The sequence below is a fragment of the Streptomyces sp. NPDC043746 genome (assembly GCF_056436485.1).
The window spans coordinates 254217-272275 of sequence record NZ_JBWKCM010000002.1 but is presented as its reverse complement, the minus strand read 5'-3'; the positions used below and the strand labels follow the sequence as shown (position 1 = coordinate 272275).

18 protein-coding genes are annotated in these 18059 nt (G+C 73.3%); 6 read left to right on the top strand and 12 right to left on the bottom strand.

The features are described 5' to 3' along the window. Positions 1 to 147 precede the first annotated feature (147 nt). The 3 genes from AC0682_RS03345 to AC0682_RS03335 all read left to right on the top strand — a co-directional run bounded on the left by AC0682_RS03345 (position 148) and on the right by AC0682_RS03335 (position 2103). Positions 148 to 1062, top strand: coding sequence for a helix-turn-helix domain-containing protein (locus AC0682_RS03345; RefSeq protein ID WP_478530785.1), 915 nt, complete (start codon positions 148 to 150; stop codon positions 1060 to 1062). Beyond that, positions 1025 to 1144, top strand: a complete 120-nt coding sequence (locus AC0682_RS03340) for a DUF397 domain-containing protein (RefSeq protein ID WP_478530703.1) — start codon at positions 1025 to 1027, stop codon at positions 1142 to 1144. The genes AC0682_RS03345 and AC0682_RS03340 overlap by 38 nt, the downstream gene beginning before the upstream one ends. A 128-nt stretch (positions 1145 to 1272) precedes the next feature. After that, positions 1273 to 2103, top strand: coding sequence for a hypothetical protein (locus tag AC0682_RS03335; protein ID WP_478530702.1), 831 nt, complete (start codon positions 1273 to 1275; stop codon positions 2101 to 2103). 204 nt (positions 2104 to 2307) lie between these two features. Here the strand turns inward: AC0682_RS03335 and AC0682_RS03330 are convergent, their stop codons facing one another. Next, entirely contained in the window at positions 2308 to 3663 is a 1356-nt protein-coding gene (locus tag AC0682_RS03330) for an MFS transporter (RefSeq protein ID WP_478530701.1), read from the bottom strand. Between the two features lie 140 nt (positions 3664 to 3803). Between AC0682_RS03330 and AC0682_RS03325 the strand changes: the two genes are divergently transcribed. Beyond that, positions 3804 to 4784 (top strand): GlxA family transcriptional regulator, encoded by a 981-nt coding sequence (locus tag AC0682_RS03325; protein WP_478530700.1) that lies wholly within the window; start codon positions 3804 to 3806, stop codon positions 4782 to 4784. 36 nt (positions 4785 to 4820) lie between these two features. On the opposite strand, the gene ectA is transcribed toward AC0682_RS03325, so the two are convergent. The 10 genes from ectA to AC0682_RS03275 form a co-directional block, all read right to left on the bottom strand. Next, positions 4821 to 5348, bottom strand: a complete 528-nt coding sequence (ectA, locus tag AC0682_RS03320; RefSeq protein WP_478530699.1) for a diaminobutyrate acetyltransferase — start codon at positions 5346 to 5348, stop codon at positions 4821 to 4823. Then, on the bottom strand, positions 5345 to 5746 hold the full coding sequence (locus tag AC0682_RS03315) for an ectoine synthase (RefSeq protein WP_478530698.1): 402 nt from the start codon (positions 5744 to 5746) through the stop codon (positions 5345 to 5347). Before AC0682_RS03315 ends, ectA begins: the two co-directional genes overlap by 4 nt. A 48-nt stretch (positions 5747 to 5794) precedes the next feature. Beyond that, complete coding sequence (locus AC0682_RS03310) at positions 5795 to 6073, bottom strand: acyl carrier protein (RefSeq protein WP_478530697.1); 279 nt, start codon at positions 6071 to 6073, stop codon at positions 5795 to 5797. Between the two features lie 5 nt (positions 6074 to 6078). After that, positions 6079 to 7623 carry a class I adenylate-forming enzyme family protein gene (locus AC0682_RS03305; protein ID WP_478530696.1) on the bottom strand — a complete coding sequence of 515 codons (1545 nt, stop codon included), beginning with the start codon at positions 7621 to 7623 and terminating at the stop codon, positions 6079 to 6081. Continuing rightward, positions 7623 to 8075, bottom strand: a complete 453-nt coding sequence (locus tag AC0682_RS03300) for a hotdog domain-containing protein (protein ID WP_478530695.1) — start codon at positions 8073 to 8075, stop codon at positions 7623 to 7625. Before AC0682_RS03300 ends, AC0682_RS03305 begins: the two co-directional genes overlap by 1 nt. Then, positions 8072 to 8503 (bottom strand): holo-ACP synthase, encoded by a 432-nt coding sequence (locus tag AC0682_RS03295; protein ID WP_478530694.1) that lies wholly within the window; start codon positions 8501 to 8503, stop codon positions 8072 to 8074. The genes AC0682_RS03300 and AC0682_RS03295 overlap by 4 nt, the downstream gene beginning before the upstream one ends. Then, entirely contained in the window at positions 8500 to 9816 is a 1317-nt protein-coding gene (locus tag AC0682_RS03290) for a type III PLP-dependent enzyme (protein ID WP_478530693.1), read from the bottom strand. Before AC0682_RS03290 ends, AC0682_RS03295 begins: the two co-directional genes overlap by 4 nt. 608 nt (positions 9817 to 10424) lie before the next feature. Beyond that, entirely contained in the window at positions 10425 to 11321 is an 897-nt protein-coding gene (locus AC0682_RS03285; protein WP_478530692.1) for a cellulose-binding protein, read from the bottom strand. A gap of 212 nt (positions 11322 to 11533) precedes the next feature. Then, positions 11534 to 14116, bottom strand: coding sequence for an SUKH-4 family immunity protein (locus tag AC0682_RS03280; RefSeq protein WP_478530691.1), 2583 nt, complete (start codon positions 14114 to 14116; stop codon positions 11534 to 11536). A gap of 5 nt (positions 14117 to 14121) precedes the next feature. Then, positions 14122 to 15099 (bottom strand): SMI1/KNR4 family protein, encoded by a 978-nt coding sequence (locus AC0682_RS03275; RefSeq protein ID WP_254812377.1) that lies wholly within the window; start codon positions 15097 to 15099, stop codon positions 14122 to 14124. Positions 15100 to 15334: 235 nt separating this feature from the next. Between AC0682_RS03275 and AC0682_RS03270 the strand changes: the two genes are divergently transcribed. Next, entirely contained in the window at positions 15335 to 15970 is a 636-nt protein-coding gene (locus AC0682_RS03270; RefSeq protein WP_254812376.1) for a YwqJ-related putative deaminase, read from the top strand. Positions 15971 to 15980: 10 nt separating this feature from the next. Then, the gene (locus AC0682_RS03265; protein ID WP_478530690.1) at positions 15981 to 16571 is read left to right on the top strand and encodes an SUKH-3 domain-containing protein; all 591 of its coding nucleotides are present in this window, start codon (positions 15981 to 15983) and stop codon (positions 16569 to 16571) included. A 54-nt stretch (positions 16572 to 16625) separates the two neighbouring features. Here the strand turns inward: AC0682_RS03265 and AC0682_RS03260 are convergent, their stop codons facing one another. Next, positions 16626 to 17972: a sensor histidine kinase gene (locus AC0682_RS03260; RefSeq protein ID WP_478530689.1), complete on the bottom strand. Its 1347-nt coding sequence runs from the start codon at positions 17970 to 17972 to the stop codon at positions 16626 to 16628. Between the last annotated feature and the right edge of the window lie 87 nt (positions 17973 to 18059).

Sequence of the window (18059 nt, the reverse complement as noted above, 5' to 3'; positions counted from 1 at the left end):
ACGTCACCCGCACGTGCGAGTTCCGTGACGTTCCGTACTCAAGAGTCGGCCGTCCGCCCTAGCCTCGAAAGGTGACAGCGCCTTACCTCGTCGGCCGTAAAGAACGGAAGTAACGCTGTGGCCAGAGCAATTGACCCGCAATCCACCATGGCCGCCCTCTTCGGCAACCGCGTACGCAAGCTCCGCGAGGCGGCCGGACTCACCCAGACCGAAGTGGGCGCCCGCACGCATGTGGTCGGCAGCCGCATCAACCAGGTCGAACGCGCGACCGGAGCGAAACCGACGCTGGAGCTGACGCGGTCCCTGGACCGTGAACTGGTGGCGGACGACCTGTTGATCGACCTGTGGCCGTTCGTACAGCGGGAGGCCTTCCCGGACTGGTCGCAGGCGTTCATCGCCTACTCGGCCCGGGCCAGGGTGATCCGCGAATACGCCTCGCACGCCGTGCCCGGCCTGCTCCAGACCCCGGAGTACGCGCGGGCGCTGCTGAGCGTGGGCTACTCGCTGCGGGACGCCGAGCATCTGGAGGAACGCGTCTGCGCGCGGCTCGACCGCCAGCACCGGCTCACCGGCCCGGACCGCCCCCACCTGTGGATCGTCCTCGACGAGGCCGTGCTGCGACGGCCGGTCGGGGGAAAGCCGGTGATGCGCGGCCAGTTGGAGAAGCTGCTCCGGTCGGCCGAGGAGCCGGGCACCACCCTCCAGGTGCTGCCGTTCGACCAGGGCGAGCACGGATCGCTGGGCGGCTCCCTCACCGTGCTCGTCATGCCGGACGGCTCCGAAGTGGCCTACACCGAGGGCGCGCACAGCGGTCGGCTGACCGAGGAACCGGACGAGGTCGAACGGTTCGTTCTGACCTACGATCACCTCAGGGCGATGGCGCTCCCGCCGCTGATGTCGCTCGACCTGATCCGATCCGTGCTGGAGGCCGATTACCGTGGAAGCCGCGTCCCGTCCCGACCTGACCGGCGCCGCCTGGCGCAGCAGCAGCTACAGCAACCAGGAGGGTGGCAACTGCGTACAGGTGGCGGACGGATTCCCCGGCGTCGTCCCCGTCCGTGACAGCAAGAACCCCCACGGCCCCGCACTCGTCCTCCCCGCCGCCGCCTGGGCGGCCTTCCTCGGCGCCGTGACCGCCGACTAGCCCCCACCCACGCCCTCGAGTCCGCGACGATCGCCCGTGATCGCCGCGTTGGTACGCTGTCGCGCCGCCTGCCGCCCGTAGGGGCCCGGCAGTCGGCGCCCACCGCCCGTACAGCCAAGAGGTGCGCAGTGAACCCAGGTCGCAGCAGGAGCCCGAAGATCCGAAGAACCAGCGTCGCCGCCGCCGTCGCGGGAGCCGTGGTGTTCGCCTCGCTGACCGCCCCGTCGGCGCAGGCCGCGCCCACCGGGATCTCCATCACGAACGTCGTCATCAACAAGGGCAAGCCCATCGTGGTGGGCACCTCGGACGTGCAGGAGCCCCCGGCCACGTGGAACATCTCCCTGCCTCCGGGGTACACGCCCGATGGAGGCCGCTTCCAAGCGCATCCCTTCCTGTACCGGAACACCACCCCCGCGAAGGCCGAGTTCGACACCGCCCTCCGGATGGGTACGTCCATCTGCTACGCGACCGGTCCGCGCAGCGCCCGCTGCGAGGGCACGCTCTACATCGAGCCGCGCTACGACCTGCGCACGAACAGCGATGCCACGACCTGGAAGATCGGCCTCGTGATGCGCCTGTTCAACCCCAACGGGACCCGGAAGGCCGAGGAGCACAGGACGGCCTCCGGCGGCGTCCAGGTCAAGCGCTGGGGCAAGGCCACCGTCGACGCCTCCCCCGAGCCGGTGAAGAAGGGCAAGAAGCTCACCGTCACGGGGAAGCTGACCCGCGCCGACTGGGCGAAGCGCAAGTACACCGGCGTCGCGGGCAGTGCCACCCTCCAGTTCCGCAAGAAGGGCAGCTCGGCCTACACCAGCGTGAAGACCGTGCAGTCGGATTCCGCGGGCGCCCTGAAGACCACCGTCACCGCATCGGTGGACGGCCACTGGCGCTGGACGTACAAGGGCTCCTCCACCACGGGCCCCGCCACGTCCGCCACCGACTTCGTCGACGTGCGCTGACCGGAACCCGTGGTCGCGGTGGCTCCCGCCGACCGTGAAGGCCGGGCCGCCCCGGGGCCCTTCGGCCTGCCGCCGGGCGGGCCCGCTCGCGTGCCGAGCCCGCCCGGCGGAACCGGCACCGCCGTAGGCGGCGACCGGCCCGGCCGCTCCGGAACGCCGAGCCGATCCCCCGGCGGAGCATCCGGACCGCCGGGGGACTGACGCTCAACGCCGGCGCTTGCCGGAAGGCACCTGCTCGTGGCCCCGGTCCCGGTCCGGGCCCGGCGTGCCGGACGGGGAGGGGTAGCGGTGGGCGACGTCGCGGCGGATGGTCAGCGAGACCAGCGCGGCGAGCGCGCACGCGGCACCGAGCAGCAGCCAGACCGGGTCGTAGCTGCCGAAGGCGTCCCGGGCCGCGCCGCCCAGGAAGGCGGCCAGGGCGGCGCCGACCTGGTGGGCCGCGTTGACCCACCCGAAGACGATGGCGCTGTCGTCCCCGTAGAACGTGCGGCACAGCGCGATGACGGGCGGGACGGTGGCCAGGTCGAGGAGGCCGAAGGCGACCACGAAGACCATCATCGCCGGGTTGACCGTGGCGGCCATCATCAGCGGGAGCAGCACCAGCAGCACTCCGCGCAGCGCGAAGTAGACGGCGAGGAGCCTGCGGGCGTCCTTGCGGTCGGTGAGCCAGCCGGAGGCGATGGTGCCGAAGACGTTGAAGACGCCGATGAGGGCGAGCAGGGTCGACGCGGTGGTGATGGCCATGCCGTGGTCGTGGGCGGCCGGGGTGAAGTGCGTCCACATGATGCCGTTGGTGGTGGCCCCGCAGATCGCGAAGGCCCCCGCGAGCAGCCAGAACGGCTTGGTGCGGGCCGCGTCGCGGAGCACGGCGAGGGTGCGGCGGGCGACCCCGCCCACGGGGGGCGGCTTGGGGACGAACTCCGCGCTGCCGTACGGGCTCCGGCCGATGTCGGCGGGATGGTCGCGCAGGACCAGCCAGATGACGGGCGCGACGGCCAGCGCGACGAGCGCGAGGGTGACGAGGGCCGGCCGCCAGTCGTAGTGGTCGATGGTCCAGGCGAGCGCGGGCAGGAACACCATCTGCCCGAAGACGCTGCCCGAGGAGAGGATGCCGGTGACCAGGCCGCGCCGGGTGGTGAACCAGCGGTTGGTGACCGTGGCGCCGAAGGCCATCGCCATGGAGCCGGTGCCCAGGCCGACGAGGAAGCCCCAGAAGAGGGTGAACTGCCAGGGCGCGGTCATCACGGTGGTGAGGAGCGACCCGGCGGCGACGGTGCTGAGGGCGGCGACGACCACCCGGCGGATGCCGAAGCGGTCCATCAGGGCGGCGGCGAACGGCGCGGTGAGCCCGTACAGGACCATGTTCACCGCCGAGGCGACCCCGATCGTCCCGCGCGACCAGTGGAACTCCTGCTGGAGCGGGTTCATGAGGATGCCGGGCATCGTGGAGAAGGCACCCGCGACGACGATGGCGAGGGCGGCGGCGCTCGCGACCCACCACGCGCGGTGGATCCGCCGGGGCCGTGGCGCCTCGGTGTTTCCGGTCGTTTCTTCGTCCATGTTCCTCATCCTCGGCAGGTCGGTGATCGTCCACCACTGGCCAGCTGGACATGTAGTGAAACAATCTGGCCATGACGACCGGGAGTGGAAAACGGGAGCAGACAGGGCGAACAGGGCCAGCGGCAGCCGCGGACCACCCGGTGCACCGGGTGGTCACGCTCGTACGTCCGGGGCTGCTGCCGATGGAGCTGGGCATCGTCCACCGGCTGTTCGGGACGGCGCTCGACACCACCGGCCGACCGCTGTACTCGGTGGTGACCTGTGCCGTCGACCCCGGCGAGACCACCACGGACGCGGACTTCACCGTGAACGTGCGCCACGGCCCCGAGGCGCTGGAGAGCGCCGACACCGTGCTCGTACCGGCGGCGGTGGAGGACTACGGTCCGCAGGAACGCGGGCGGGTCCCCGAGCCGGTGCGCCGGGCGCTCGCCCGGATCCCGGCGGAGGCCAGGGTGGCGTCGATCTGCACGGGTACGTTCGTCCTGGCGGCGGCCGGGCTGCTGGCGGGGCGGCGGGCGACGACGCACTGGAAGTCCTGCGACGAGCTGCGCACGCTCTACCCGGAGGTCGACGTCGACCCGGACGTCCTCTACACGGACGACCGGAACGTCCTCACCTCGGCGGGGGTCGCCGCCGGGATCGACCTCTGCCTGCACATGATCCGCAGCGACCACGGCAGCGAGATCGCCAACACCGTCGCCCGGCGCACCGTCGTCCCGCCGCACCGCGACGGCGGCCAGGCCCAGTACATCGAGCAGCCCGTCCCCGAACCGGGTGCCAGCCCCACGGCCGCCGCCCGCACCTACGCCCTGCGCCACCTGGGCGAGCCGCTGACGCTGGAGGATCTGGCCCGGGAGGCGGCGGTCAGCGTACGGACGCTGAGCCGCCGCTTCCTCCAGGAGACCGGCCAGACCCCGATGCGCTGGCTGGCCGCCCAGCGGCTGCACCACGCGCGGCACCTCCTGGAGCGCACGGACCAGCCGGTGGACCGGATCGCCGCGGCGGCCGGCTTCGGTACGGGCACGGCGATGCGCCAGCACTTCCGCGAGGCGCTCGGGGTCTCGCCGCGCGCGTACCGCACCACCTTCCGCGGGACCGGCGAGGAGACCGGCACGGGGTGACGCGGTACGCGGCCCGGGGCGGGGGCCCGCGTCGACTCACCCGCCCCGCGGCGCGAGCGGACCGATCCGGTACAGCACCTCGTCGTGGTGCTCGCCCGGGAAGAGGTCACCGGGGAAGAGGACCCGGGTCTCCACCTCGGCCGCGTACCGCTTCGCGACCTTCTTCAGCACCATGATGATGGCCTTGTTGTCGGCGGAGACGGTGGCCTCGATGAAGCGCGCGCCCCGCTCCACGGCCCGGTCGGCGGCCCGTTCGAAGAGCTGTACGCCGAGCATCGGGATACCGTGCCGGGGCCGTACCGCCTCCTGCCACACCAGATAGGTGTCCGGTTCGTCGGGCCTGACGTACCCGGTGAGGAAGCCGATGACCTCGCCGTCCAGGGTGGCCACGAGCGAGGTGGCGGCGAAGTCCCGGCACCACAGGGCGTAGTAGTACGGGCTGTTGTTGTCCAGCTCCTCGGTCCCGTCGACCAGCTCCCAGAGCGCGGGGGCGTCCTCGACGCGCGGGGCCCGGAACTCCGGCCGGAGGCGGGCGGAGGAGGTGGCGGGGGCGGGGGCGGTCATACGGCCTCCTCCGTGAGGAGCGGGTAGACGCCGTCGGCGTCGTGGTCCTCGCGCCCGGTGACCGGCGGGTTGAACACGCAGATGAAGCGCGAGTCGGTCCGGGGCCGCAGCGTGTGCTTCTCGTGCCCGTCGAGCAGGTACATGGTGCCCGGGGTGATCAGATGCCTCTCCCCGGTCTCGTCGTTCGTCAGCTCGCTCTCGCCCTCGACGCAGAGGACGGCCTCGATGTGGTTGGCGTACCACATGGACGTCTCCGTGCCCGCGTACACCGTGGTCTCGTGCAGCGAGAACCCGACGCCCTCCCGGGCGAGCACGATGCGCTTGCTCTCCCAGGTGCCGGACTTGGACCTCACATGCCGGTCGGTGTTCTCGATGTCCTTGAAGGAGCGGACGATCATCGGCGGTTCTTCCTTCCCTCGGCTGATGGAACGGCTACGGCGCGGTGGTCAGGCGGCCTTCCCCGAACTCCGCTGCTGCCCGGCCAGTCGGGCGAGCGCGAAGTCGGTGAAGGTGTCGACGGTCTCGAAGTCGTCCGCGTCCAGCTCCTCGGGGTCGACCTCCAGACCGAGCGAGTCCTCCAGCTCCATCAGCATCTCCAGCATCGTGGTGGAGTCGAGGTGCAGATCGTCGAAGAGCCGTGTGCCGCCTTGCAGTCCGGTCACGGGCCGGTCGAGCACCGTACTGAGCGCGGTCTCCAGCGCGGTGGTCACATCGGTGCGGTCCATAGGGTTCATCCCTTCCGGTTCGTCGGTACGGAGTCGTCGGCGCCTGCTTCTGTCCGGGCACCGGCACCGGCGTCCGCCAGGTCGGCGAGCGCGCGCCGGTCGACCTTGCCGTTGCCGTTGGTGGGCAGGGCCGCCACGGGGACGCAGCGGCGCGGGATCTTGTACTCCTCGATGAACCCGCGCATCCGGTCCAGGACGTCGGCGGGGTCCAGCGCGGTCACCGCGACGAGCACGGCCCTGCCGCCGGTCCGGGGGCCCGGTGTCAGCACGGCGGCGTCGGCCACCTCCGCCACGCGCCGGGCGGCGGCCTCCACCTCGGTGGCGCTGACCCGGAAGCCGCGCTCCTTGTAGAGGTCGTCGCGGCGCCCGGAGAAGTACAGGTAGCCGTCCTCGTCGAGCCACCCGTAGTCCCCCGTACGCAGCTCGGGGAAGAGGCCCTCGGCGCGCGGGAACCGCTCGGCGGTGAGCTCCGGCCGCCGCCAGTACCCGGCCATGACGTGCGGGCCGCGCACCACGAACTGGCCGACCTCCCCCGGCGGCAGCCGGGTCCCGTCCTCGTCGACGACGAACACCTCGGTGCCGGGCAGCGCCCTGCCCGACGACCCGGGCCGCTCCAGGTCCCCGTCGGGCGGCATGATCGTGGTCCGCTTGCACTCGGTCAGCCCGTACATGAGCTGGACCCTCAGCGTGGGGATCGCCGCTCGCAGCGCGGCGACCGTGCCCGGGTCCAGGGCCGCTCCGGTGTTGGTGAGCAGCCGCAGCCGGGGCGGTCGCCGGGCCCGGCGCACCAGCCACGCCAGCCGGTCGGTGACGGACGGCACGGAGGCCAGCACCGTGGCCCCGCTCCGCTCCAGGCTCCGCAGCAGCGGGGGCCCGGCCTCGGCGACGCTGCCCAGGTGCAGCCGGGCGCGGGCGAGGAAGGTCAGGAACATCTGGTAGAGGCCGTAGTCGAAGGAGAGCGGCAGCGGGCTGTGGACGACGTCGTCCGCGCGGTAGTTCAGCCTGCTGTGGATGGCGCGGGCGGCGAAGAGCATCTGCTGGTGGGTGCAGACGACGGCCTTGGGCAGCGAGGTCGTCCCGGAGGTGTAGATGAGGCAGGCCCCGTCCACCGGAAGCGGCCCGCCCTCGAACCCGCCCGGGGAGGACGGCGGTTCACCCAGGTCCCGCGGTGCCAGCACCCGTACGCCGTGGGCCGCCGCCGTCGCCGCCGCCTCCGGGTCGTCGGTGACCATCACGGCCGGTTCGCAGTCGGCCAGTACGTGTTCCAGCGGGCGACCGCGGACCTGCTCGTGCAACACGCTGAACAGGGCGCCCGTTCGGGAGGCGGCGTGTACGGCGATGGCGGCGGCGAGCGGGTCGGAGGTGGAGACCACCACCCGGTCGCCCCGGCGCACCCCCTCGCGGCGCAGCCGGTGCGCGGCGGCGACGGTGGCCGCCACGAGTTCGCCGTACGTCAGTGAGCCCGTGCCCGAACCCAGCGCGACCCGGTCGCCGGGCACGGCCGCAGCGGCCTCGTCGAGCAGCGTGTGCAGCACGTCGGGAGCGGACATCAGCGGCCTCCCGTGACGGTGGCGGGGGCGGTGGCGGTCTGCCGGGGGACGACGGTGGTGGCGCGGGCCGTGCAGACCGTGACCGGCTCGGGGAGTACGGCGGCGGAGCTGGGGCCCTCGCCGGTGGCGGCGATCACCTTGCGGGCCGTCAGCTCCACGAAGCGCCGCAGCTTGGTGGTGCGGACGACACGTCCGGTCGCCTCGATGTAGTCGCCGGGGTGGACCGGCGCGGTGAAGCGGATGTCGGCGTACTCGGTGAGGAGCCCTTCGTCGCCGTCGCTGCGGATGGTGACCTCGGTGACCAGATCGCCGAACAGCCGCAGGATCCGGGCTCCGTCGACGAGTTGGCCGCCGTAGTGCGCGTCCTCCTGGCCGATCCTGACGCGCAGGCCGACCGTGAGCGGTTCCGGTGCGCCGCCGGGCCGCCCGCCGTCCGCGTTCGTGGGCGTCACGAGGCCCTCCCTTCCTCTTCGTCATGGGTGCGGGTGATGTCGTCACGGGGGACGGTGAGCGCCACGGCCGCGACCGCGTCGCCCTTGTGGGTGATCGAGACCAGCACGGTGACCTCGGGTGCGGCCGTGGCCGCCGATCCGCGCAGCTCCACGTGCGGGGCTCCGTCGGCGGTCCGGCCCACGAGGATGTCGCGCGGGGCGACCCCCTGGAACAGACCCCGGCCGAGCGCCTTGAGCACGGCCTCCTTGGCGGCGAACCGCCCGGCCAGATACTCCTGGCGCCGCCGTCCGGTCAGCCGGTGGGCCCGTTCGATCTCCTCGGGGGCGTAGCAGTACCGCAGGAACCAGCCGCGGGTGGTGAGCCGGTCCAGTTCGGTGCGGTCGAGCAGATCGAGGCCCACGCCGGTCGGGCGGGGCCGGCCGGTCACCGTACGGCCGGCGGGTCGAGTCCGACCAGGTGCTGACGGGCGAGCAGGTCCTCGGGGGTGTCCCGGTCGCGTACGAGGTGGGCGCGGCCGGCCTGGACCAGGACCTCGGCCGGATAGCCGTGGCTGAGGAAGAGGCCGGGCGAGGCGGTGGGCCCGTAGGCTCCGGACCGCTCGATGCCGAGCAGGTCGCCGGGGACCACCTCGGGCAGCGCGGCCCGCTTCACCACGGTGTCGTTGGGGGTGCAGAGGGGGCCGGTGACCGTGTAGGTGCGGTCGGCCGGGGCGTCGGGGCGGCCCAGGTGGCGTACGGGAAAGTTGCGCTTGACGAAGCTCCCGATGCCGACGGCGGCCATGTGGTGGTGGGTACCCCCGTCCGCGACGACGAACGACTCCCCGGAGGACTCCTTCACGTACAGCGCGCGGGTCACGTAGGTCCCGGCGCGGGCGGTGAGATAGCGGCCCAGTTCCATGATGAGACGGCAGCCGGGATGGCGTTCCCGGAATTCCGCGACGGGACCGGTCAGTCCCTTTCCGAGGGCGTCGGCGTCGAGATCCTTCTCGTTCTCGAAGTAGGCGACTCCGAGACCGCCACCGAAATCCACCGTGTCGAGACGGATACGCAGTTCGGCGGCGAGTCTCTCCGCCATGGCGAGGATGTTCTCGGTATTCGCCACGATGTCCTCGTGACGCAGGAAGCGCGTTCCCATATAGGCGTGGAATCCCACGACCTCGACCCGGCGGAGGCCGTCGAGGAGTGGGCGGCACGTTCTGACCTGCTCCTCGTCGATGCCGAACTGGCGGGGTTTGCCGCCCATCGCCAGCCCGGATCCCTTGCTGGGGAAGGCCGGGTTGACGCGCAGCAGCGCGCGGACGGGGGCTCCGCCGCCGTGCCCGGCCGCGATCCGGTCGAGCAGCCGCAGTTCGGCGAAGGACTCGCAGACCACGGCGTGGATCCCCGCCTGCACGCAGGCGGCCAGGTCGGCGCGGGTCTTGCCGGGGCCGAGGAAGACGATGTCCCCGGGGTGGACGCCGGCGCGCAGCGCGGTGGTGAGTTCGACGACGGAGGAGACCTCGGCACCCGCGCCGGCGCGGTGCAGCACGGCGCAGACACTGATGTTGGGGTTCGCCTTGAGCGAGTAGAGGACGTCGACGCCGGCCGGGAGCACGTCCCGCAGCTCTCCCAGGGTGGTGGACAGGACGTGGGCGTCGTAGACGAAGAACGGGGTCCCGTGTTCTTCCGCGATGGCGGCGTAGGGAATTCCCTGTATCTCCGCCTCGGCACAGTCACCGGAATACACATGATGCTCGGACAAGCAGCCCTCCCGGATCAGACATGGATCCGCCCCGCCGGATCGGAGAAGCCGAACTCCGAAGAACCGGAACGGTGCGAACTTTCTGTTGCTCTCGGGTACTGCCGAAACCCTAGGGGACGGAGGGACAGGAGGGTGGGACAGCCATGGGGAATAAGACATTCCGGAAGGGCGTCCCCGCTCCCGCGCAAGGACGGGAGGCGCCCTGATACCCACCCCCACGAGGCATACGCACCCGCCCGCCCAGGAGTGATCCATACCACACAGGAAAAGCCCTGGGGAGGTCGATATCGGTTATGCCCGGATTACCCGCATGCCGGACGAGCCGCGAGGATCGGCCTGCCGCCACGATGGCCGAATCCCCCGCGAGGCGCGGCGAGTTCAGCCCTCGACCGGACGGGCGGCGGAATTCAGCCCCGCGCCCGACAGCCGACGGAGTTCAGCCCGGCGCCCGACGGAGTTCAGCCCCCGGCCCGACAGGTAGCGGAGTTCAACTTCCGGCCCGACAGGTAGCGGAGTTCAGCTTCCGGCCCGACCGGTGGCGGAGTTCACCCGTGAGTCCGGCGGGCGGTCACCGAGGGCTTCGGCTCCGACCCGGCAGGCGCCGAGGCTCAGTCCTCCGCCCCCGCCGTCACCCGGCCCGTCAGCGCCGCAAGCGAGCTGCGGACATGCGCCATGTGGGCCTGGACCTCCTCGCGGGCCTCCTCGTGCTCCCGCAGCACCCGCTCGGTCTCCCGGACGATCCGCTCCTCGCGGACCCGGGCCTGCGCCAGCAGCTCGGCCGCCCGCGCCTCCGCGTCCTCCTGGCCGTGACGGGCGGCTTCCTGGGCCTCCGCGAGCGCGCGGGCCGCCTCCGCGAGCCGCACCTCCGCCCGTTCGGTCAGCGCCGCGTGGCGGGCCTCCGACTCGGCCTCGGCGGCGGCGATCTCGGCCTCGGCGGCCTTGTGGCGCTCGGCGTGCTCCTGCTCCTGGTGGGCCAGCACACTCGCCGTACGGCTCCGGGTCTGCGCCATAGCGGCCTCCGCCGCCCCGCGGACCTCCCCGGCCTCCTCACGGGCCGCCGCCAGCACTCCTTCCGCCTCCCGGACCGCCTCCGCGACCCGCTCCTCGGCCGCCGCCACCGCGGCGGCACGCACCGCCTCGGCCTGCTCCCGCGCCGCGCCCACGGCCGCCCGGCCCGCCGCGTCGGCCGCGTCCGCCAGCTCCTGGCCCGCCGCCTCCGCGTCCGCCCGCAACGCCTCGGCCTGCTCCCGCGCCAGCCCCAGAATCCGCTGGGCCCGCTCCCCCAGCTCCGCGTAGTCCTGCTCGGGCAGCGCCGCCGCGGTCTCCGCCAGCCGGGCCGCCCCGGCCGCCAGCTCCTGCGCGAGCCCCTCCAGCCGTGCGACCTCGGCCAGCGCCCGCTCCCGCTCGGCCGTGCGCTCGGCCACGGCACGGTCGACCTGGTCCGGGCGGTAGCCACGCCCCCGCATGCCGACCACGTCGAACGCGGACACCGGTCCAGCACTCATAGCCTGAAGCCCTTCTACGACTTACGGACACGCGGACGCACACGGGTCTCCCGTGATAAGCCAAGGATGCGGCAAATGGGGCCGGAAGTCGGAATCGATCAGATGCTTTCAGGACGGAAAGCGACCGGCGTCACACGCCCGTAACGTGGCGAGGCACCCGATCCGTCCCGGAGCGGGTGCCTCGTACGACGCTTATCGGCCAGGGGTACGGATCAGAGCAGACCGTCCCACATCTGCTCCAGCAGCACCGACCACCAGCTCTCCGGCGAGGCCAGCGCCGCCGGATCCAGCGCCACCAGCTGTGCCTGGAAATCGACGGTCCACCGCCCCGCCTGCTCCGGGGTCAGCCCGTACCGCAGCCGCCACATCCGGCCCAGCAGAGCCATCGACCGCACGAACTCCGGCAGCCCCGTGTTGACGAACTGCGGCGGCACCGGCTGACCGCCCGGCCCCGCCTCCACCGGCACGGCCACGATGTTCGCCGTCCCGTACTGGACGCAGACCGCCCGCCCGAAGTCCGTGCCCATCACCAGGTACGACCCGGCATCCGGCGCGGCCTGCACCTGCCGCTGCGCCGCCAGCTCGCCCAGCGTCGGCACCACCGGCTGCCCCGGCTGCGCCCAGAAGAACGGCCCGAAGTCGGCGGGCAGCCCCGCCCACACCAGGGTCCGCGCGACCACGTCCGGCACCCCCTGACGGGAGACCGCACGCTGATCGAACCGGAGGATCCCCTGCGGGCCGAACGCCTGCAGCAACTCCTCGGCCACGCCCTCCGGCGGCAGCGCGGGGGCGGGCGGCACCTGCGGCAGCGGCGCCCGCACCGGGGCGGAGCGCGCCGGACCGTCCGCCACCTGGTGCAACTCGCCCTGGTGGGTCAGCAGATGGTGCATGCCCTGCTGCCGGCTGGCGTGATCGGTGCCGTACGGAGCCACGCTGGTGATCCGCACCTGCGGCCAGGTCTCCCGGATCATCCGGGCGCAGTACCCGCCCGGCAGCTCGCACGACTCCAGCTCCGTGTGCAGCTCGATCACCTGCTGCGGGGCGACGTTCATCGCCCGCAGCTCGTGCAGCATCTGCCACTCGGGGTGCGGGGTGCCCGGCGCCGAGCGGCGGATCAGCTGCTGCTCACTGCCGTCCGGCGCCCGGAACCGCAGCACGGCCTGGTAGCCGGGGCCCACGGTCGGCAGACCGCCCGGCTGCTGCGGATAGCCGTACGCCGGGGGCGGCGGGGTGTGGTGCTGTACGGGACCGGGGGCGCCGCCCTGGGAAGCACCCGGCGGGCCGGGGGGACCCGGCGGACCGGGGACCGGGATCGGGCCGGAGTGCGCGAACATCGTCTCGGCCTGGTGCACCCCGCCACCGGGAGGCGGCGTGGCGCCCGGCGGCGGACCGGGGGGGCCGGGGGGGCCGGGCGGCCGGGGTGCTCCGACACCGGCTCCGGCACTGGCACCGGCTCCGGGTACGCCGGGCGGGCCCGGGGGCAGCGGGGCACCGGGAGGGCCTGGCGGGCGGGGCGCGCCCGGGACGCCCGCGCCGATGCTGCTCCCGTCGGCGAGCATCGTCGCCGCCTGGTGGACCCCACCGCCCGGAGGCGGCGTGGCACCCGGCGGACCGGGAGGAGCGGGCGGCTGCGGGGCGCCGGGCGGGCCGGGCGGCGGGGTGGAGCCGGGCGGCGCGGGCGGGCCGAGCTGGGAGACGAGCTGCGTCGGGATGTACCCGCCCGCCGGGGCACCGGGCGCGCCGGGACCCGAGGGCGGCGGGGTCGCACCGGGGATCCCGGGCGCACCGGGCGGCGGCGGGGTGGTCGGCCCGCCGCCGCGCGTGCCGCGCGGCGGCACCACGGCCTTGCTGGTGGCCGCGTCCGCGATGTCCCCGGCGCCCGGGGAGCCCGCCGCATCCGGGGAGCCCTCGTCGGCCGGCCGGATCCTGGGGGCCACCTGCGTACGCGGCAGCTGACTGCCTCCCGACATCAGCGCGGTCGGCGCCTCGGCCGACACCACCGGCGGCGGGGCCTCCTCGTCGTCGGTCCCCGAGAGCGGCGGCGCGAAGACCGTCGCGGGCAGGGGGACCGCTCCGTCGTCGGAGTCCGTGGAGTTGGTGTCCGTACCCGCCCACGGGGTCGCCCCGGCGGGCACCCCGTCGGACGCGGTGGGCTCGTAGGCCCCGCCCGCGCCGCCACCCGCGGCGGGCCACGCGGGAGAGGAGGTCGCGGAGCCGCCGGGGGCGGGCTCGGCGGGCTCATCCGACGCGGCGGCGGAAGCTGGAGAGGGGGACGGCGTGGACGAAGAAGGGGACGGCGTGGATACGGAGGAGTCGGCCGGCTCGTCCGCAGCTGCCGCTGCCTCTGCCTCTGCCGATCCCGTCCCCTCTCCTTCGCCCGCCTCCGCCGCCGCGGCCCGCCGCTCCGCCCGGTGGTCCGGGATGCCCAGCTTGTCCGCCGCCTCCTGGAGCCACTCCGGGGGCGTCAGCAGGAACGACGTCTGGTTCAGGTCCACCCGCTGCGGCGGCTCCGGCGCGGCGACCGGCGCACCCGACGGAGCCCCGTACTCCTCCTCGTACCGCCGGATCACCTCACCCACCGGCAGCCCCGGCCACAACGTCGCCTCACCGCTGTCCCGGGCGATCACCAGCCGCTGACGGCCACCGTCCGAGACCGGGCCCTCCGCCCGGTCCTCGGCCCACACCACGAAACCCAGCTCGAACTCACGGACCCGGACCTCACGGTGCTGGTACGCGGGCACGTCACCGTTGACCCACTCGTCCGCCCGCTCCTGCGCCTGCGCGAAAGTCACCACCGCGCTCACCCCTCCACCGGGACGGTGCGCGCGAAGCCACCGTCCACCATCAGGTTCGCCACCGTCTCCAGCTCCGGCGGGTTGCCCGCGAGCCGCTGGAGGAAGGCGTCGAAGTCCTCGCCGCAGGGCAGCAGCAGCCGCTCGACGCGCTCCTGCACGCTCCAGCCGTCCTGGTCCCGGGCATCGTCGTACGGGCAGAACCACACCGAACCGACGCCCTGCCCGCGCACCTTCACGGCCAGGATCCCGCCCTGCACGAAGGCGACGCCCAGATAGTCCTTGGTGAAGTGGTCCCGCAAACACTTGTTCACGTACACCAGGTCGTTGACCCCGGCCTGGTCACGCACCGTGAAGAACGGCTGGTCCACCAGGAGCCCCAGCTCGGCGTCGAGCGCGGCCCCCACCGGGGCCGAACCGCCCGCCGCCTTCAGGAAGGAGCGGTAGGCGCCGGGCAGCCGGTATCCGAGGTCCTCCTCGACGCCCTGGATCTGCTGCTCGCTCACCGCGACCGCGCCCTTGGGCAGCCGGAAGTGGGCCGGACGGGTCTCCTGCAACGGGCGCGTGCCCCGCCGGTCCTGGTCCACCTCGGTCGTCGCCAGACCGCCGTGGTGGCGCAGCAGCGCCTTCACCTCGACCGGCACCAGCTCCATCCGCCGGCCGCCCGCCACGTGGTGCCAGGTCCAGCCGTGCGGCGTCGCCACCGCGGGAATCGTGTCCCACAGCTCATGGCCGGAGGCCGCCATCGCCGCGTTCGCCGACACGTAGTCCGTCAGCCTCAGCTCGTCGACACCGAACCCCGGCGGGGGGTCGGCGATCTCGGCGGCGGCGCGCGCGTAGGGCGAGAACTCCGGGTAGCCGCTGCCGCCCACACGTACACCTCTGGGGTGACGGGACGCCCGGACCGGGTCCGGGAAGTGCACGACCTGCCCGGCATAGGCCGCGTTCGGTGGCGCGGCTTGCTGCCCGAGCCGACCTGTCGTCATGGCGGTTGCCCCCTGCTGCGTCTGGTGGTTCCGCACAGCCTAAGCGGTGGGGCCACAGGGGGGCCGCCCTGCTGGTCACGTCACCAAGCGTCACGTTCACGTGACGGTGAGGCGACGGTCTCGCACCTTCGGGCGACACGCAGACACGTTTCCCCCACCCAGCTTCCCCACCTCGCTTCACATTTGGCAGGCTGTCCCCGCAACTCGGGGGATTGCAGGGAGGGACGACAGCACCATGCATTCGGCACAAACAGCGACAACCGGGACATCCGGTACGCCCGGAGCGTCCGGCACACCCGGAACGCCAGGCGGTGCATCCGGCACAACGGGACCATCAGGGGGCCAGGGACCATCGGGACCGCCCGGAACCTCGGGGGACCCGCGGCTCAACTGGAGCAACACCGAGACCAACCGCACCCCCCACCTGCTCCACCGCCGCGACGGGATCCTCCCCGCCGTGGCCGCCGCCCTGTCCGTACGCGGAGAGACCCTGACCTGCACCGCCGGCAAGGGCGACCAGCCACCCGCGCTGCACCCGCTCGTCCAGGACTTCCTCGACACCCTCACCAGCAGCCAGCGCGAACGGTTCACCGGCCGCTGCCCCGAAGCCATACTGCTCTCCCGGCAGCTCACCGCCGCCGAGAGCGGCCGCTCCAAACGCGCCCAGCGAAAACCCCTGACCAACGGAGAAGCCCGGCGCGCGCTCAAGCACTCCCGCATCACCGCCCGCCGCATCCGCGAGGACGGCGACCCGCTCCACGGCAGCTACGCACCACCGTGCCGGTCCTGTTCGGCACTCCTCTCCCACTTCGGCGTACGCCCCGTCGACCTCACCACCACCGGCGCCGCGACCACCGCCGAGAAGGGCTGACCGCCCACCGATGCGCGACCACCTCCCGCACCCGCCGCCCACCACACCCCCGGGACCCCCGGCGCCCTCCGCGCCACCGGTACGGCTTCCGCGGCAGCACAACTCCACCCGCTTCGCCGTCCCCGTCGACGCCGCCCTGCGCGAGGCCGGATGGCAGCCCGGCCGCTGGGACATCCGGCAGGCCGAGGAGTGGGCCGACGCCCTGCGCGCCCACACCTCGCCCGCCGGACACCGGCACGCGCTCTTCCCTGCGGCGGTCGAGGCCTGGGCCGAGTTCGGCGCCCTCCACATCACCGCGTCCGCACCGGGCCGACAGATCGCCCCCGCCGCCATCCGCATCGACCCGCTGCACGGACTGCACCTCGCCCGCACCCTGGGCGACCTGGGCCGGGCCCTGGAGACGGAAGTCGCCCCCCTGGGGGCGGAGGGCGACGAGCAGGCGGTACTCGCGATCGACACCGAGGGGCGGGTGTTCAGCATCGACCACACGGGCGACTGGTTCCTCGGCCAGGACATCGACGAGGCCCTGACCACCCTGGTCACGGGCGCCCAGCCGACGCGCCTGTCGAGCCCGCCGCCGTCCGGCGCGCAGGGCGCGTAGGGCTCCTCCCAGCCCGTCGGGCGTTCGAGGGCGGGCCGGGGAGGCGCCGCGCCCCTACGCGCCGGACGGGCTCGACCTGTCCGGCAACACCGCCGACACCCGGAAGCCCCCCGCGTCCGTAGGACCGGACACGAACACGCCCCCCAACGCCAGCACCCGCTCCCGCATCCCCACCAACCCGTTCCCCCCGCTCGGCAACCCCGCATCCGCCACCGCCGCGTCCGACGGACCGTTCTCCACCTGCATCGCGACCTCCGACCCCCGGTGCGCCAACCGCACCCACGCCTTCGCCCCCGCCGCATGCTTGTGGACGTTCGTCAGCGCCTCCTGCACCACCCGGAACGCCGTCTGCTCGACCTCGGGCGCATACGGACGCAACTCGCCGTCGACCGACAACTCCACCGCCATCCCCGCCTGCCGCGACTGCGCGACCAGCGCCTCCAGCTCGCTCAGCCGGGGCCCGTCCTCCGAAGCCGCAGCGGCGGCAGCGGCGGCGGCAGCCGCCTGCCCCACCGCGGCCAGCGGAACCGCGCGCCCGCCCTCACCGGCAGCCGCGGGCGCCACCAGCGCGTCACCGCTCCGCAGCACGCCCAGCATCTCCCGCAGCTCCGTCAGCGCCTGCCGCCCCATCTCCCCCACCAGCGCGGCGTTCCGCACCGCCTTCGCCGGGTCCTTCGGAGCGACGGCCTGAAGCGCCGCGGCGTGCACCACCATCAGACTCACCCGGTGGGCCACCACGTCATGCATCTCCCGCGCGATCCGGGTCCGCTCCTCCGTACGCGCCCACTCGGCCCGCTCCTCCGCCCGGTCCGCCAGCAGCGACAACTCCCGCTCCAGCGAGTCCGCCCGCTCCCGCAGGCTCTCCATCAACCGGCGCCGGGCCCCTATGTACAGGCCGAACAACACGGAAGGAGCCGTCAGCCCCACCGCCATGAAGACCGAGACCAGCGGCACATACCAGTCCTCCGGCCCGAAGTCGGCCTCCTCGGCCACGGTCTGGCGCAGCCGTACGTAGGTCACGATGAACGTCCCCACCAGCGCCATCCCCGCCAGCACGACGGTGATCCGGCGCGGCACCTCCGACGCCGCCAGCGTGTACAGACCCACCAGGGCCATCAGGAAGCCCATCTCGGCGGGCGTCATCGCGATCGACACCAGCACCACGACGATCGGCCACCGCCGCCGCACCACCAGCACCGAACCCGCCAGCAGCCCGAAGACCACACCCACCGACACCGGCAGCCCGGTGTTCCCGGCGAACTCCACCCCCTCCAGGCCACACTCCAGCGCCGAGACCAGCGCCAGTCCCACGTCCAGGGCGACACTCCGCCGCCGCTCCCACCACCAGTAGCCGCGGGTGGTCGATCCCGCCGCCTCCTGGTCTGCCCCCGTTGCGGTCATGGCATCCAGCCTACGGGCGGACGCATCCCGTTTTCCCGTGCCCGGTAACAGCACGTTCCGCGTTCGAACGTGCACGAAACGCACACC